Origin of the sequence: Citrobacter sp. TBCS-14 (assembly GCF_005280805.1) — a bacterium.
Lineage (GTDB): Bacteria > Pseudomonadota > Gammaproteobacteria > Enterobacterales > Enterobacteriaceae > Citrobacter > Citrobacter gillenii.
This window is the reverse complement of sequence record NZ_SZWM01000457.1, coordinates 68755-85075: the sequence shown is the minus strand read 5'-3', so window position 1 is coordinate 85075 and position 16321 is coordinate 68755. Positions and strand designations below refer to the sequence as shown.

Here is a 16321-nt window from a genome sequence, read left to right as displayed (position 1 = left end):
CCTACTAGTCTGGCTCGGTTAAAAGACAAAGTAGGTTCCTCCCTGCTCATGTGTCGACGATGCTGTTAAAGGTTCTGACTGGGCGGTTAAACAGGGTAAATCGAAATGTTGCACCAGCGGCCAGTCATGGCAAACAACCAGCGCCATCATGCTTTCCTGGCGGACTAATTCAATAAACAGACTAAACAGATTCTGTGCATTGTGAGGGTCGAGTGCCGCAGTTGGTTCATCGGCAAGTACTAGCCCAGGGCGGTGTAATATGGCGCGAGCAAATGCCGTTCTCTGTCTTTCACCAAATGAAAGTTGGGTTGGATATTTAGCTAACAATGGCGAGAGTTTTAGTGCGTCAAGCACCCTGTTCAGCATGGATTTATCAGGTGCGATATCCAATAACTGACAGGGCAGGAGAATGTTATCTTTAACGCTCAGATAGGGAAGAAGACCGCCATTTTGCAGTACAAAACCGAGCTGGCGGGCACGAATGTCCGCTAGCTCGCTATGTCGTTCGCCGTTCAGTAGCGTTGCAATATCACATTTCTGCGCGTTGTCGGTAAGCTCGAAGCGGCCAATATGGCTGGGCTGCAACAGTAACCCAATGGATTCCAGTAAGGTACTTTTTCCACATCCACTTTCCCCGGTTACCGCGACCACCTGACCGGGCTGCAGCGTGAGCTGCGGCAGATAAACCCGATGTGCCTGGCTTCCCTGACCTCGAATAACGCACAGCTCTTCAATGTGCAGCATCAGGGCATCATTTCCAACGGGATAGGATAAACACGATCGCGCGGATCGCTTCCTTTCGCCAGTTCGACCCAGCGATCAACGTCGGCATTGTATTTTTGGTAATGGCGTAGTTTGGACGACAGTGTGCGGATAAACTTCTCCTGCGACAGTCCATCCCAGCTTTTCCATGTCTCTTCGTCGAGGTTCAGGACATCGCTCTTGTAAGGAAGGTCGGTCAGGTATTCTCCGAGTACGCCAAGATCGCCAATGCGGGCATTATCCTGCTGCTTCAGTTGATTTGGATCTGTACCCATCGTTGCAGCAACGGTACGCAGTTGTTCAAACATCTTGGTCGGCGAGATCATCCCCTCATTTGCCGCTTTTAGGATCTGGCCGATAGCATCGCTTAAATCGCTAAGCTGCCCCTTGGTCAGAAGAACACGCACATCGGTGGTGGGAATATTTTGTTTAATCAGATCGCGATCGCTGATCCAGGCCTGGAAAACTAACGGTGCTTGGGTGCTGTTGCGTTTACCGAGATAGGCTAATTGCATGGCATGCCCAATCAACGCGGTGTCCTGAAGTAGCTTTTGTTCCGGCGTCAGTTTCTTTCCATCTTCCTTCGCATACAGGGCGCTACCAATTGCAGCATCCCCCATATAAGCCGACTTAACCTGCTCAGTAATGGCGGAAGCAAGGGCGTCAACTTGTTGGCCGAATGTCTTGATATCACCGGCATTGACGGCCTGGTAAAGATTGGAATGGGTGCTATCAAAGTTGGAGAGATCGCGATATTGGCTCTCCGCTTTGGCATGGTTATCTTTACCGCCCGATGTTTTCAGGTGCAAGGTGTAAATAGCGATACCGCGGTTACCGGCCTCAAGACGAAGCTGGCTGGCATCAAGGCCAGAACCTGAAAGCTTATTGCTGCCGTCAATGGCACCTGCATCGGTAATCAGAACCATGTAACGTGCGCCGAATGGGCTCCAGTCAATATCATCAATGGCTGACAGTACGCCGGAATAGGCATCCTCGTCGTACAAGGAACTGGAAACCTTTGCCTCTTTAAGATCGGCTACCTTTTTCAGGAAATCTGCGCCATCTTTGACATGGTTAGGATCAGCGTAAATTTTTGTACGGTACTCAAGTCCCGGTACGGCTTTGGTGTTCGAACGATATGAGACCAGACCAAACTTGACCTGACCATCAAGGTGTTCTTGTTTGATCTTGTCATAGATCTTATTAACCGCTTCTTTGGTGCGCTCGATGTAAGGCCCCATTGAAATGGTTGAGTCAATGACGAAGACCACCGAGGCGTTAAAGCCTTTCAGTTGGTTGACGCTATCTTCTTGTTTTGGTTCTGCGTCGACTTTGCTAACAGAGGCGACGTTAAGCAGACGTGTGTAGAAGCCATCTTCGGTCATGACCTCTTCACCGCTCAGGATAGGCAGCAGATAGAACTGCTTTTGCAGATCGACAAAATATTCAGGTTCTTGCGCCTGAATGCCGTCAGCATGGCCGTCCCGTTTCAATTTGGCACGCAGTGGGGCGACCAATGAGACCGGGTCAGGGGCCGAGAGAATATCATCGAGACTTTTTTTCTCTTTGAAAAAGAGTAAGCGATCGCGGTTCGCTGGGTTGGTGAATGCCAGCGTTAGCTGCATTTTCCAGTCGACGGTGCATGACGTTGGTAACCAGCCGATGGTTTTACCGTAGCTGTCAGGTCCGACTTTGAGCCAACTTTGACCCTTCGCATCTTCCTTTTTATAAACGTACAGGCTGCTAAAGGCGGGTTGTATCTGTCCTTTATCATCACCTGCAGTTTCCGCGAGTTTACAGCCTGGTGTGGTGAGAACACGCTGATACAACGTTTTTTTCCCTTCCTGAAGCAGCGGTTTCTCGGCATCAGCGGCAAAAACATGCCCGCTGAGTACCAGACCACATAAAGGCAGGGCCAGACGGCTAAGGGTATTCCAGGTCATTTTCCTAACTCCTCAAGGCGTTGCTTGGCCGTTTGGTTGTTAGGTTCTGTTTGCAATACGGTTTCGTACCAATAGGCCGCGGTATCTTTATCCGCTTCTTTGAAGCATTCACTTGGCTGGTGGCCTTTAGGATCGTATTCACTGGCATAGGCGAGTGCGATTTTGGTGTCTCCCCCTTGTGCACGGTTCGCGTACAGGCGTTGCGCAACCCCACATTTCTTCGCCTCTTTTGCCGTCTGAATAATGGCCAGTAGTTTGTCGCTGTCGAGTTTTTCCTGTACGCAGCTTTGAACAAAATCAAGCTCGTTAAGGGTGTTTAAGCTTTCCTCTGAGCAACCGTTATGTGCAGGCGTCTGCGGCGCGGCGGCAGGCGTTTCTTGCTGCGCCTGAACAGCAGGAACAACGTCCGGCGCTTTATCCCGCCCTAAGAACCACCAAAGTGCGCCAGCAATGACCACCAGGGCCAGCGCTGCTGCGCCAATTAAGGGAAGGCGTGATGAGGTCGATTTCTGCTGCGGCCTCTCCTCGGCATGCATTATCGGCGCAACGGGTTCCGGTTCTGATTCAGCCACGGTTTCTGCCACTGAGACCGGCGCGGCGGGCGCTTCTGGGGTAGCCAGCAAGCTGCTGCCGCTGTAGCTCCCCGTCTCACCTCGTGCTTCTGAGGAGAGGAGTTCATCACGCACCAACTGCAGCGTAGTGTTACGTGTTTCCCCAGATGCCAGTTTGATCTGAATTTGCACCTGGCTTGCGGTTGCCAGCAGCGGGTCAAGCAAGGTTGAGCCAATACGAAAACCGCTGCCGTTAGCCAGTGGGTAACCGCCGTTTACGGTAAACCAATGCTGTGCCGGACTCCAGCTGCCATCGGGCTGCAGATAGTTCTGCTCATTATTGCAAAGAATAAAGGTCAAATTAGCGAGTAGTGCATTATCGCCGCGCAGGCGGACCATCAATTGTGCAGCGCCTGGCTCTGCGGGTTGGCAGGCGATGATTTTGGCTAGCATGGCATGTTCTCTTGTTTCAATTGGCTGATAATCTGGCCAAGTTGTCGATTATGTTCGAAGGAAATATCCCGCGTGGCGCTATGACCTGCGTTGTCCAGCACGACGCTCATTAATGCGGAAAGCCAGTCTCCCAGATAGGAGACGCCTGGCTGTGGCGCGACGGCGGAGAGCTGAGGCAACTCATCGTTAGCGAGCGGTGCCTGGCGTAAAAACACTTTGTTTTTCTCACCAACATAGCTGTTGGGAACTTTTTCTGGCGGTAAAGTGAGATAGCCAAACCAGGCGATAAAATCCCGTATTGTCAGATGGGCGCGTAAAACCTGGCGTGCCATCAGATGTTCACGACGAGTCCCCGCCTGCTCTTGTCCTGCAAGGGCACGCTTCAATGAGCCTTCAAGATCCAAACGCGTGGCGGCGGTGATCAGTTCTTCACTGAGTTGATTAATCAGTTCAGTGCTCATGCCGAGTTGACGCCACGGTGATGTCTGTTGAGACAGTTCTCTCAGGTGTGCAACCCAGGCTTTAAAGATCTGATGAGCGAAATCATCATCCTGACCGACTCGTTCTGGCGATGAGGAGGAAGGGGCTTCGACAGCTGTCGCTTCAACCGGGGGGGTCGCGAAAGGATCGCTGGCAAAAGGATTATCGGCAAACGGGTTACCGCCAAATGGATTCGCAGCGAAGGCGTTTGAAGCTTGGTTTTCGCCGTCTGTTAGTGGCTCCTGATCGTGCTCACGAATACTCAGGTAGATGTTATTGAGTTCGCGGGTGGGCAGATCCAATCGATCGATCATCTCCCCCATGCTGTGGGAACATGCAGACAGCCCTTGCCATAATTCTTTAGCAATAGCCTGTTTTTTCACGATCTGCCCGTCACCATCTTTTTCGTACCAGCGGCCGAGGTGCCGATCGCCGGTTTCCAGACGGCACTGCAGAAGTTGTTGCTGTAAACGCTTTAGTTTGAAGTCAAGATGAGCGACCCCTCGCAGCGCCTTCGTCAAACGCGACATTCCGCCATCGTTGAGTTCGAGCATGGCTTGCCAGGCTGTTCTTGGCTCAGCAACGTGGGTATTCACGTTTTTACCGCAGACGAAAGTATTGCCCATGGTATCAAGCACGCTACGATAGCGATCGGCAATTTCCACTTCGTTGAGCCGTTCCTGACCAGCTTCACCTTCCAGTTTCAGGAAGGGGTTATCGAGCCCAGGTTTGCGTACCAGAAAGCAGTTATTGAATGGCTGATTCGGCGCCCACTGTTGAAGCCATTCGTATTGCGAAAAACGCTCCAGCAGGGTCATATGCAGCATGCCTTCCCAGCCTTCTTTTAACTGATTTTCCGTATGTTGCAGACTGTTGTTGATACGCATATCACACATGGTGATTGCCCAGAAGAGTCCTGGTTTGCTGAGCCCGCGTTCTTCGGCGCTCTTACCCTGTGTTTTTTCTACCCATCGGTTCAATACTGGCCCAACATCGGCAACGTCACTCTGTTTGGCTGAGCTGGCGCATACCACAAGGGCATTCATCTCTTGGTTATCGGTGTAACGCTCAAATAAGTAGGCCACTTTTCCGCGAAGCAGTAGCTGTGAAATCGCGTTAAGTCCGTCTCTACCGGCTTGTTCGAGGGCAGTAATCTTGAGACGACCGCGATAGCCAGGAAAGTCGAGCAGATCGACTTGTTCCACGACGCTGTTGTCCTCGACTTCCGCTAAGGGAAAAATAAGCTCGGTGGTTAATGCCGCCAGCTCAGCCTGAGATAAGCTGGCACTGCCGATTTGTTGATCTTCTTTCCAGTAACGGATCTCGACGTTACGATCCTGACTGGAACCCAGCCGGTTAAGGCTGTCTACATTCATGATGCTGCCACTGCTGTGGTCGGTAAGCGTTTCCAGAGGGGCAAACACCATCCGGGCATGATTTAGCTTTGCCAGCACGTTGGCTAATGAACGATAGGTTTCAGTGAGGGCTGGTTGCTCTCCCCACAGCAGGGAAAAAAGCTCCGCACGTTCAGTTGGGCTTAATGCTGGGGCGATTTTCAGTACCTGCGGCCAATAAGCGTGTTCAAGTTTCTCAACCGACTTTTTAAACGAGGCGTTAAGGTAGTCCCACAGGGCAACGACATCTTCCTGGCTAACGCCGTTATACCCTTGGTTTTGTACGGTACGCTGAAGGAAAGGGCGCAGGCGCTCTTCAATCCGACTTTGATCGAGCTGATAGCTCAATTGTTCATGGTTAAAATCGTTGAACCAGGCATTTGCCAGAATCTTAGCCAGGTCAATTTCACTGAACAAGCGCAGCGGCACCGGGTAACCGGCGGGGGCGGCCGGAGCCTGACGGGTAAAGCGGGTGACTAACCCGGTGGCCTCCTTACCGCCGCCTACCGGGTTAACCTCTTTGATAAAATCGACGCGCTGCTCGCCGTACATTGCTTCCAGCGAACCGTTACTGCCCGCCGCCAACGCTGAAATGAGATACGATTTTCCGGCTTGAGAAATACCGAAAAAACCAACGGTCATCGGCGTTCTGGCAACTTGAGTCAGACTATTTGCCAGATTACGTGTGCGCAGTAAAGCCAGACTGAGTTTGTCGGCTTCGTTGTCCAGACGACGTGATCCGGGGCGTACGTTATCGACCCAACCGAGCGCGTCAAGACAACCTTGAGCGATAGCTGCCCAACCCTGGGTGAGAGATTTTTGCTCGCTATTCATTATTTTTTAACACTCCCGCTATCGAGCCAGTGTCGGCTATCAATAAGCCCGGTATCCGGCATGGTATTGAGTTCCAGGTCTAAATCACGTTTGCTAAAGGACTTATCGGTGTTGCTGCTGACATCGGCGATCGTCAGGCGATCGCTAATCAAACCGAGCTGGCGCGCCCGGTTTCCCTTGTCGATAGTCAATCTGACTTTAAGGTATGGAGAGCCGCTGTCCGTAGAGGTTGCCGCGGAGAATTTCTTACGCCCCTCTTCGCTAAAACGGAGGGTGTAGAGTGGTGCCGCCGCCCAGCGTTCGGCATCCAGTTGGCGATAACCCAGACGCAGATCGCCGCGCATAATGATACTTTGCGTGGTTTTCTCGCCGTTTTCATCGGTGATTGCCGGGAGTTTGATCTGCCCATTCTCCGATTCTATGTGGCGGTAAACGATATCGGCGTCACGGATCAGGTTGTCCATATCAATTGTGCCGATATGACGAATGGTGGAGTAGGGTTTCAGCGCCGAGGTTCGGAAATGGAAGTTCGGGATACTGTGGTTTGCGCACAACTGCGTCAGCATAGCACCGACGGAAGCTGTGCTTTTTGGATCGTCAATATGACCGTTTTTATGGAACGGATACCAAGTTCCGGTCTGATAACCATGTAACGGTAAAATACGTCCTGGGGGGAGCGGAAGATTGCGGCGAATTATCGCCTGAATCCCCGGTAGCTGAGAAGGGCGACCGGTCAGCAGCAGTAGATCGCAATGATAACAAGACAGTACTTCACATAATGCGGTAAGCACTTTATCGATGTTGAATTTACCGGAGCAGAGATCGCTATGCAGTTTGGTTAGCGGAAGATTAAGCAAAATATCCGCCAATTTGAAATCGGTTGGCCCCCCGGCTTTTTGGACTTCACGGCGGACAAACCCCTCAACTTCATCTCGAATACAGCCAGTCGGTAGCAGCTCGCCGACACGCTGATTAATCAGGGTGTGTGTTTGTTCATCCAGCGGATCGTATTGCTCGTATTCACCCAGGATATGCAGCGCGAGTGGGACGAACAGTTGCAAGCTGAGTTGCTGGCGAAGAACAGCTTCAGCAGCGCTAATATTCTGGGAACCACACAGTTGAGACATCAGTGTTTCAACGGACATCACACCCGCTTCCCGTAGCGTCTGTTCAAACGCAGGGAGGACATAAGACTGAATAACATCCAGCAGAATGTCATCGCCGGCGATCTTAAAGCTGTCGCGGAAACGTTGGTGGGGGATGATATGCGCGTTGGCGCCGCCACCGAAAAGGCCATTTCGGTCGAGATGGTAATCGGTGATTACCAGGTCTGTGGTACCGCCGCCAATATCGATAGAGGCAATGGTTATGCTTTCACGATCGGTGCGGTCAGGCCGGCCAATGGCATCGAAAAATTCTTCCGGATGACCGGCAAAATTCTGATTAATCTCGGTATAGAGATACACCAGTTGAGCGCAGGAAGCTTCATCCCATTCAACCCTGATTTTGGGCAGAGGGATCTTGATATTGCTCTGACTGTGTTCCTCTTGCTCGTCCTCATACGGATCGTTCTCTCCGTTGTGCCAGCGCAGTGATTTCCAGACCAGGCCAACCGCCTGACGCATCCGCTCATCAAGCACGCAGCGTTCAGCCATTGGCATACCGGGTGGCACAGTGAGAATAATATGACGTAGCTGGCGTGGGATCCCCGCATGCCCCTGACGGATCCGCTGCTCTGGGCTGTTGATCTGGCTGATAGCCTGGGTTAACACTTCGGCGAGCATGAAGGTCATCAGCGAGCTACGTGAGTAGCGCGGCGTAAAGACAGGGATGCGATCCATCTCATCTTCAATAGTGTGCAGCGCCTCGCCTCTTTCATCAATGAGGTTGGCAAATGGCGCAGCAGTCGCTAAGGGGTTGCTGTCCTGCACGTAGCTGCCATTAAAACGCCAGCCCTGACCATAAAATTTCTCATCCCAAAGATAACGTTTAGGGCTGGATAATCCGGTTGATCCTTCGCTACCTTTCCGACGCGCAGCTAAGCGACTGGCTTCGCCGCCAATACGGGCAATAGTCGGCCATTGAAATGCGTCGTGGCGACCACTGCGCACTGAGCAGTGATCTTTGCCAAAGAAGGCTTGTGAAAATTCGACCCTACTTTCAAAGGGATCAATATATACATGCTCCGGCGCGCTGAGATCGCGGAGTTTGAGGACATAGTTTTGCCTCATGCCTGAACCAGATTGGCCATGGTCCTCAATAAGAATACCGCAGGTACGTGAATTGCCGACGTCCAGGATCAGATCGACCGCAATAGGCTTGATGGCGTTGGTTTCCCGATTGGCAATCACCCTGAACTGCGGCAATTCAATGACTGGAGCGGTCTGGCTTTGCAGACCTTCTACCGGAATAGCCATCAAAGAAAGAAGGTTGAGGTAATGCGCCAGGGGATATTGTTGCGCAAGCTCTTGTTCACGCTCATCAATGTCCCGGCCTTTGCTTGCCTCTTTAAACACTTCCTTGAGCCAATCTGTTATCCACTCCTGTGTGAGGTACCAGTTGAGGGCATAGGTGGCCGTTGCGACGGCAAAGGTCGCCCCTGCATTCACATCTTCCTGGTTTGGGCTAAGATCGGCGGCAGCTTGCTGTTTAGCCATTACGCGCGTGTCGATAGCCAATGTCATGCGATGACTATGCCCATCCATATCCGGCTCAGCCAGTTTGACTAGACGAAAACGCGCCCAGTTCAGAGGCCCTTCCTGGTACACATTGGGCGGGCTAAAACGAAGCAGGGGAAGCGGTAGCCAGACACCGTCAAACAACTTAAGGCTTTGCTCCACGGGAATATCATACTGGCTTTTTGCCTTTTCAATATTCTCGGGGGTCGGCTGATAGAAATAATAGTCGCGCTGTTCGTTATAGATTAAACGGGTCAGGACACCGTTCGCGAGTTTGACAAACTCGCCAGCAGGTAAGCGACCAAGGGATAAACCAAAATCCATAAACTGGATCCCGGAGTCGCCCACCAGGGTAATTTGACGATCGAAAGATACAATCTCAGGTAACATAGTTATCTCGTCCCTGTTCAGGAATTAGGTTGAAGCATGCGAATAGGGAACGTTTTTTCCCCATTATTGCTGCCAAGACAATCGGCGTGGCCAGCTGCCGGGGATTTGCACTCGATTGTCGGCACAATAAAGTTTGAACCGTCGCTACATTTCATTTGCTCTGGATTGGTAATGCTAAGGGCGCCCTGTTGCACATTGCCGCTGGCCGGGCCGCTGCAGGTTACGCCGTTAGATTGGCGGACGCTGACAGTGCCATTGCCTTGGGCAAAGTTGTATTGCAACTGCAGAGGACGCCCGGAAAGTTTGTCCTGAATACCACCGTTCACGCGCCATTCACCGTTGAGAAACTGCGCCGGACCATTGGGGAGGGTGGCAGGGAGCGTCAACGGTTCACCCTGTGCTGGAATAGCCGGTGGTGTGGTGACGGGTTCAACAGCAGGCAGCGTTTGGGCATCTACCGCGTCGGGTACGGCAGGAGGAACCTGAGCTGATGGCTGGCCAACGGCTGTGTCGTTGGCGACAGGCTGCGGGAGCTTGGCGTCACTGCCTACCTCTGTAGTTGGTATGTCTGACGGGCGGGTTGATGGAGTTGATTCCAGAGTTTGATGCTCACCTACAGCAGCCCTTTCCGTGACGCCGGGGACGGCACGCGTTCCGACGACGGTATCTGTCGTTGCCCGGGAAACCTGAGTGACTACGCCTGAGGTATTTACCGATGGCCGTTCGGCCACAGGATCCGTCACGACGGCAGTTTTATCCGAGGAAAAAGTGGGGAGGCCGGGGAGCGAAAGAGAAGGTACGCATCCGCGCAGCAACCCTAATAACAGCGCTAACAACAGTAACGCCAGCAGCAACCATAGTAGCCAACGCCAACTCCAGCGTCGGGTTCGACCTACGGTTTCGACAACAGGCGCGATCGCCGGAGTCACGATAGTGTCAGCTTGCGCCAGTGGCGTTGTGGCCGCGAGGGATGTTGCAGGTACTGATGACGGGCTCAGCCAATGCATCGGATTGCGCTGTTCACCTTCAGAGTGAACAAATCCCCAAAAGGTGATCACGAGGATCCCATTAACGAGATAAACAAAATCGTAATCGGGGAAATTCACCACGGATTTCAGAAGTTGGGCAAAGACGCGGCGGTCGCCGCCGGTTCCACTTTGCTCTGCGTTAAGCAACTGTTCGCTGAGTGACTGCACCGCCATTTGAAACGCAGTAAACTGTTGGCGTGCTGATTCTCGCTCTGCCTCGCTTGCACCGCTCCATGGAATAACATCGCCAGGGAAGCTGCTGTACCAGTCGGTTCGGTCTCCACCCTGATCGTTTTGTGGAATCGCCAAATGTCGGGCCAGATCGCGTCCGGCATCAAGGCGATAGATAGCTTCGCGTAACTGGAAGGCCATCTTGAAAACCGGGTAGCCGGTTTCACCCAGCGCCTTAAATGAGGAGTTATGCCCGGAACGCAGCAGTGGTCCCTGAATCGAATTTCGCATTATCTAAACCTTTTAAGGCTGTGATTTAACAAGAGCCACTGTGATGCAGGCTAATTTTTGCTTGCGCCAGGCGTCCATTCAAAACCCCAGCCATAGTGCTTATCCAGCGACTTCCGGTCGGGATAGAAACGGTCAAGCCGTTCAACTTTGATATTGCCATCGACGTTTTTAAGTCTGGCGATTGCCGCAACGTTATTGATCTGATTGCTATCCGTTAGCGTGGATTTAATCGGTGGCTGATTGGGGACATAGATAGTGATAGTGGCATTCGTTCCTTGCCAGTTATCAGCGCCGCCATAAATGAAGCTATAAACCAGGACTTCATCAATCTCCTGCCAGTGGCTACCGTTAATGAAGAGCCACTCACCATCCTGGTCGTTACCTTCGCGCAGATCTTTTTGCAGTAACAGATAAGGGGGTTTGTCATAATCCCCGAGGAATTTACTCAGGGCTTCGGCACCACTTATCTTGCCGTTTTTAAAACGGATAAAGGCGGCGATATCGAGATCGATTGGCTCTTTGTGATTACCTTGTTGCCAGGTCAGGTTAATTTTGATACGCCCGAAATCTTTACGTTTTTCCAGGTTAATACTGGGGTTAGCCTGGGTTAATTCCGTACTGACTGGCGTGGCAACGGCGGCCTCGTGGTGGGCGGGGAGAGGTGGCTCGGCAGGGATCTTTTTAGACCACCACCAGGCTAAGGCAATCAGCAACAGTACCAGCAAAAGTAAAAGCCACGGAAGAAAGCGTCGCCACCAGGGAACAACCACGACGGGAACCGGAGCCACATTATTGACAATGGCCCAGTTGATTAACACGGGTTCACCGCCCACGCTGTAACAGTCGAGGTCGTGTGAATGCGTTAACAGCGTTTGCAACGCCTGCGCTGAGTGTTCTTCACCGCGGGTAACCAGTTGGTCGATTAAACTCTTCAGGATATCCTGGTACTGTTGACGTTTACCCTGAACGAAGAGTTGTTCCGTCTCACTCAGTGCTGAAAAAGGTTTTGCCAGCCCCTGGCGCTCAGTCCACCATTCGAGGTAGCCATCTGAGCTACGGCGAGCGGTGGCATAGAGTAGTGCCAAAGACGGAGGCAGGTGACGGTGTATGATAGCAACCGTCTCCTCATAAATTTTCAGAGTCGCTTCATCAATAGGCGCAGCAGTTGTTAATCGTTGCATAACCAAAATCATTGTTATTGTGGATTATTTGCGTGTTATGCGAACAATCGCATATCAGCACGCCAGGGCTGTTATCGTCAGCGGGCAGAAAAAGTGGCCACGTAACAGGTGCCACTTTTATCGCACCTTTAGCGAAGCGTGTTTGCTTCCTCAAGGATTTTGATTTTCTGCTTGGCTTCTGCGACTTTCTTTTCAATTTCTGCAATTTCGCTGGCGCTGCTGGCGTGCTGAGATTGTCGCTGTAGATCCTGAAGTTGTCGTATTTCTTTCTGGCTTTCACTGCTCTTCAGTTTGCTTGATTTCAGTTGTGCGAGGGTCTGCGACAGGTCTGAACGAACGGCGTCCAACCTTGCTTGTTCATCTGCTAACGTTTTATTGACGTTTTGCTGTCTGTTTTGGGTATAAGCCTGCTGCTGCTTCGCCGATTCATTTTCATATTGGCTGAGCCGAACTTGCTGTTCTTTCTGATCAACCTGCTGGCGATAACCACCAGAGGTGGCGCAGCTCAGTTTGGTTATAAAACTCGGATCCTGTGCATGTAAGTCGCAGTCCTGCGGTGATGTGGCACAACCGGTTAGGACGAGAGAGGCGAGAAGTAGGTATTTTCTCATCGAAGAGTCCATAAATAGAGTCAAGTAACGACGGCTTACACAGTAACGCCGTCTTAAAAAAGGCCGATAAGGTTATCGGCCTAAAGTTGTTAGCCCAGAGAGATAGCCTGACGCTGTTCGTACAGCTCGTTTGTTTCTTTTTCCAGGTCATTGATCTTGCTGTTTAAACCAGAATATTCTTTATTCAACGTCGCCAGTTTATTTTTATCGGCAGGGGTTGTGGTTGTTTGTCCCTGCAGAGCAACTTTGTAGGCAGCGTCTTTTTCCTTCATGCCTTTCATCGTGTCTTTCATCTTGCTGATGTTGGCATCGATTTGCGCGAGCTGGGTTTTAGCACCCGCTTTATCAAACCCTGCTTTATCTTTTTGAATGCTAATTTTGGTTAAGGTCGCCTGGTTTTCGCTGATAACTTGTTTCATGGCGAGAGTCGATTTTTCTACTGCCGCAGTGTCTTTGCTGATGTCCGTATCCATGGCCTGCAGACGATCGGAGGTTGAGGCATAATCTTTTTTCAGACCATCAAGATAGTAGTTTGCAGTCATACCGGCTGCACATCCTGCAGCGCCCCCGATCGCAGCGCCTGCAAGCGCTTGCTTAGTATCACCTGCGAGTGCCCCCACCAGGGCACCGAGAGCAGCACCGGATACTGCACCAACACCACAACCCTGTGCACCGGATGCGCTAAAGAACTTGGATTGTTCAGTGGTTGTCAGGCGGGGATCCGGTTTTGTCCCTGACAACAAAGAGCTTCCCGTATTGGCGCAGCCGCTGAGCAGCAAGGTTGCGGAGACCAGAAGGCATGCAGAATTTCGGTTAAATGCGTTCACTATTTTTTTCCTTAAAACAAGAATTAAGCAACGATAAAAGGCTGTGTGGTAAATAAATTTCGTATAAGAAATGTTTTTATATGGGCAGAGTGGATTTCTGCATTTTTATAAAGTGAATAACAGTTACCTGGCTGGTCTGCAAAATAATAAGTAATGGATTAATTCCGCGCTGTTACTATTAGCGGGGAAGTAACGGTTACGTATGTGAATTATTTTTTTCTTATAATGCGAGTTATTCGTTTTTTATATCATTTTGCTATGTGCTTGTAACGTGTTTTGTTGACGACACATACGGCATAAATCGTCATAAAATGCCCAGCGGTAAGGTCGACAGAACACGATTTGTGCTTACGAAGCATAAAATGCGTGGCTCGATTATACCTTATTTATTCGTGATGTGAATTCAACTTAACGCGATGTGACGGGGGTAGATGGCACTAAGTTATTGATCACGAAGATTGATTTTAGTCAATAACAAAATAGCCCTTAAGATTGGTAGTTGCTATAACTGCATCTGCAGGTTGTTTTTTCACCTTTTAAGCTATGGTCGTTAGTCTGAACTTAACGATTATCTTTACTTAACTCATATTAATTATGGATTTATTCGTGGTTCTGCTCTGAGTAGCTTTTAATTATCATTTTTTTCGCCAAATATTGTCAGCTTTCATTTTTCGTTAGTATCTCTTTCGAATAATGAAAGTATACTTTAACCGCGCTTTTTTATGATTATTCCCCAGCTATTCGTTGGTGTTAACCAGAATGGAAAATAGCGTCATGGTTAAATATTTAGGGGTAAGTTTGCCGTGCATCAGCTGGCTGAGTTCGTCGTGACGCGTAAGATATCCCGAAAACGTATAGCGCGTGAACTATAGTAAAAAGGGCCGTTATTTCTGCACTTAATCGCTATGGGCGGGGACATTGATGAAAAAAATACTGATGCTGGTCGGAGATTATGTCGAAGATTATGAAACGATGGTGCCTTTTCAGGCGCTGAAAATGTTAGGTCACCGCGTGGACGCCGTCTGCCCGGATAAACGTGAAGGGGACTATGTTCAGACCGCCATTCATGATTTTGACGGGGCGCAGACCTACAGCGAAAAACCCGGACATCGTTTTACCCTGAATGCTAATTTTGCTGACGCGCGGGCGGCCGATTATGACGCGCTGCTGATCCCCGGTGGACGCGCCCCGGAGTATCTCCGGCTGAACCCGGATGTTATTCAACTGGTTCAGGACTTCAACGCGGCGGGCAAACCGATTGCCGCCGTCTGTCATGGTCCACAGCTGTTAGCCGCGGCCGGCGTGTTAGAAAACCGCACCTGTAGCGCCTATCCAGCCTGCGCGCCTGAAATTCGCCTGAGTGGCGGGCATTACGCGGATATCGGCATTGACCAGGCTCACGTTGACGGCAATCTGGTCACCGCACCGGCATGGCCTGCACATCCTGAATGGCTGGCCAAATTTGTTGATGTATTAATGAAGTAACTGACCGGTAAATCTGCACGTCGGTATAACCGCTTCGGCTATACCGACGGTAGGGCGGTCAACCTTAGCGGTATCTCTCAGCCTTATCTTTAAGATTATTATTGATAATAATTCTCATTATTATTGTTGCATTCTGTAGGTAATGGTAATGTTGCCACCAACCCGAAATAGCGAACCCCATTCCCTGTGCAGAAAACTGTATGAACAACACCACCGGCCAAAATACAGCCGCACGGCTGGCACGAACCTTCTCCGTCAGTGAGTTTATGGATTTTGGTGAGCGTTACGGCATTGATTACCGCTTTCCGCAGCTTTCGCAACAGCTGGATTTCCCCCATGCCAGCCCCGTGCTACAGGGCAAAGTCGAAGAAATGACGCTGCCCTGCGGGATGTGTGTTACCCACTCCGATGTGCAGGTGCTGCAACCCTACGAAACTACCTCCCGCCACAGCACTCCCCTGTATATGCTGGTGGTGCTCGAAGGTTGTGTGACATTGACTCTCAATGGGCAGCAGCATGTGGTGCGTTCCGGCATGGCGTTTAGTTCTCGCCTCAGCGAACATCAGACCATGAGCGCCCGTCACCCTGCGGACTGCAAGCTGCGAACGTTATCGTTGGGACTGTATCCGGACGGCGCGTGGCGCACGGGGTTGCTGGAGTCGTTAATGGTTGAATGGGAAAGATGCCAGACGCCAACGCTTATCTGGCAAGTGCCGGGCTTTTTGCTCAGTGGATTACAGTACGCCCAGCAGAGCACGCTCAGTAATGTATCCCGCCAGCTGATGCTGGAAGGGCTTATTTTGCAACTGTTCGGCCACGGTCTCAGCGTCTGTCAGGTGGAGAGCAGCAGACGCCAGGCTGCCAGCGGCGAACAGCAACGCCTCGAGATTGTGCGTCGTTTGCTGGAACAGACGCCGGAAAATGACTACTCCCTCAGCGAACTGGCCCAGCGTGCGGCGATGAGCCCCAGTAGCCTGCGCAGCAAGTTTCGTGCGGCGTATGGCTGCTCCGTATTTGACTACCTGCGCGACTGCCGTCTGGAACGGGCGCGGGGGTATTTATTAGAAGGGTACAGCGTACAGCAGGCGGCATGGATGTCGGGCTACCAGCACGCCACCAACTTTTCGACCGCCTTTCGTCGCCGCTACGGTTTCTCGCCTGGCGATATCCTCAAACCTTGCTAATCCATTTCTCCGTTTTATGCGCGCGTCTGAATCGCATTTTGGCGCTGCGCATACGTAA

The 16321-nt window shown here is 51.3% G+C and carries 11 protein-coding genes; 2 read left to right on the top strand and 9 right to left on the bottom strand.

Annotated features, from left to right (window positions below; genetic code table 11):
- Positions 1 to 18: 18 nt before the first annotated feature.
- The 9 genes from FDX22_RS16360 to FDX22_RS16320 all read right to left on the bottom strand — a co-directional run bounded on the left by FDX22_RS16360 (position 19) and on the right by FDX22_RS16320 (position 13594).
- Positions 19 to 744: an ABC transporter ATP-binding protein gene (locus FDX22_RS16360; protein WP_135912502.1), complete on the bottom strand. Its 726-nt coding sequence runs from the start codon at positions 742 to 744 to the stop codon at positions 19 to 21.
- On the bottom strand, positions 744 to 2705 hold the full coding sequence (locus FDX22_RS16355; protein ID WP_146717476.1) for a vWA domain-containing protein: 1962 nt from the start codon (positions 2703 to 2705) through the stop codon (positions 744 to 746). Before FDX22_RS16355 ends, FDX22_RS16360 begins: the two co-directional genes overlap by 1 nt.
- Positions 2702 to 3709: a hypothetical protein gene (locus tag FDX22_RS16350; protein ID WP_249414504.1), complete on the bottom strand. Its 1008-nt coding sequence runs from the start codon at positions 3707 to 3709 to the stop codon at positions 2702 to 2704. The genes FDX22_RS16355 and FDX22_RS16350 overlap by 4 nt, the downstream gene beginning before the upstream one ends.
- On the bottom strand, positions 3703 to 6417 hold the full coding sequence (locus FDX22_RS16345) for a virulence factor SrfC family protein (RefSeq protein WP_146717475.1): 2715 nt from the start codon (positions 6415 to 6417) through the stop codon (positions 3703 to 3705). Before FDX22_RS16345 ends, FDX22_RS16350 begins: the two co-directional genes overlap by 7 nt.
- Positions 6417 to 9485 carry a virulence factor SrfB gene (locus FDX22_RS16340; RefSeq protein WP_146717474.1) on the bottom strand — a complete coding sequence of 1023 codons (3069 nt, stop codon included), beginning with the start codon at positions 9483 to 9485 and terminating at the stop codon, positions 6417 to 6419. The genes FDX22_RS16345 and FDX22_RS16340 overlap by 1 nt, the downstream gene beginning before the upstream one ends.
- A 17-nt stretch (positions 9486 to 9502) precedes the next feature.
- Positions 9503 to 10975: an SrfA family protein gene (locus FDX22_RS16335; RefSeq protein ID WP_117342068.1), complete on the bottom strand. Its 1473-nt coding sequence runs from the start codon at positions 10973 to 10975 to the stop codon at positions 9503 to 9505.
- 50 nt (positions 10976 to 11025) lie between these two features.
- On the bottom strand, positions 11026 to 12156 hold the full coding sequence (locus tag FDX22_RS16330; RefSeq protein WP_137399583.1) for a tellurite resistance domain protein: 1131 nt from the start codon (positions 12154 to 12156) through the stop codon (positions 11026 to 11028).
- Positions 12157 to 12284: 128 nt separating this feature from the next.
- Positions 12285 to 12767, bottom strand: a complete 483-nt coding sequence (locus FDX22_RS16325; protein WP_117342070.1) for a hypothetical protein — start codon at positions 12765 to 12767, stop codon at positions 12285 to 12287.
- An 89-nt stretch (positions 12768 to 12856) separates the two neighbouring features.
- Positions 12857 to 13594 (bottom strand): glycine zipper domain-containing protein, encoded by a 738-nt coding sequence (locus FDX22_RS16320; RefSeq protein ID WP_146717473.1) that lies wholly within the window; start codon positions 13592 to 13594, stop codon positions 12857 to 12859.
- A gap of 921 nt (positions 13595 to 14515) precedes the next feature.
- Here FDX22_RS16320 and FDX22_RS16315 point away from each other — a divergent pair.
- Both FDX22_RS16315 and FDX22_RS16310 read left to right on the top strand, forming a co-directional pair.
- A complete protein-coding gene (locus tag FDX22_RS16315) occupies positions 14516 to 15079 on the top strand; it encodes a DJ-1/PfpI family protein (protein ID WP_181219028.1) in 564 nt (187 codons plus the stop codon).
- A 200-nt stretch (positions 15080 to 15279) separates the two neighbouring features.
- Positions 15280 to 16263: a helix-turn-helix transcriptional regulator gene (locus tag FDX22_RS16310; RefSeq protein WP_146717471.1), complete on the top strand. Its 984-nt coding sequence runs from the start codon at positions 15280 to 15282 to the stop codon at positions 16261 to 16263.
- Positions 16264 to 16321 lie beyond the last annotated feature (58 nt).

What these genes read in the sequence shown, in the direction of transcription:
- FDX22_RS16335 (WP_117342068.1), bottom strand. Translation starts at nt 10,975, where the DNA reads ATGCGAAATTCGATTCAGGGACCACTGCTGCGTTCCGGGCATAACTCC.
- FDX22_RS16325 (WP_117342070.1), bottom strand. Translation starts at nt 12,767, where the DNA reads ATGAGAAAATACCTACTTCTCGCCTCTCTCGTCCTAACCGGTTGTGCC.
- FDX22_RS16345 (WP_146717475.1), bottom strand. Translation starts at nt 6,417, where the DNA reads ATGAATAGCGAGCAAAAATCTCTCACCCAGGGTTGGGCAGCTATCGCT.
- FDX22_RS16355 (WP_146717476.1), bottom strand. Translation starts at nt 2,705, where the DNA reads ATGACCTGGAATACCCTTAGCCGTCTGGCCCTGCCTTTATGTGGTCTG.
- FDX22_RS16315 (WP_181219028.1), top strand. Translation starts at nt 14,516, where the DNA reads ATGAAAAAAATACTGATGCTGGTCGGAGATTATGTCGAAGATTATGAA.
- FDX22_RS16310 (WP_146717471.1), top strand. Translation starts at nt 15,280, where the DNA reads ATGAACAACACCACCGGCCAAAATACAGCCGCACGGCTGGCACGAACC.
- FDX22_RS16330 (WP_137399583.1), bottom strand. Translation starts at nt 12,156, where the DNA reads ATGCAACGATTAACAACTGCTGCGCCTATTGATGAAGCGACTCTGAAA.
- FDX22_RS16360 (WP_135912502.1), bottom strand. Translation starts at nt 744, where the DNA reads ATGCTGCACATTGAAGAGCTGTGCGTTATTCGAGGTCAGGGAAGCCAG.
- FDX22_RS16350 (WP_249414504.1), bottom strand. Translation starts at nt 3,709, where the DNA reads ATGCTAGCCAAAATCATCGCCTGCCAACCCGCAGAGCCAGGCGCTGCA.
- FDX22_RS16340 (WP_146717474.1), bottom strand. Translation starts at nt 9,485, where the DNA reads ATGTTACCTGAGATTGTATCTTTCGATCGTCAAATTACCCTGGTGGGC.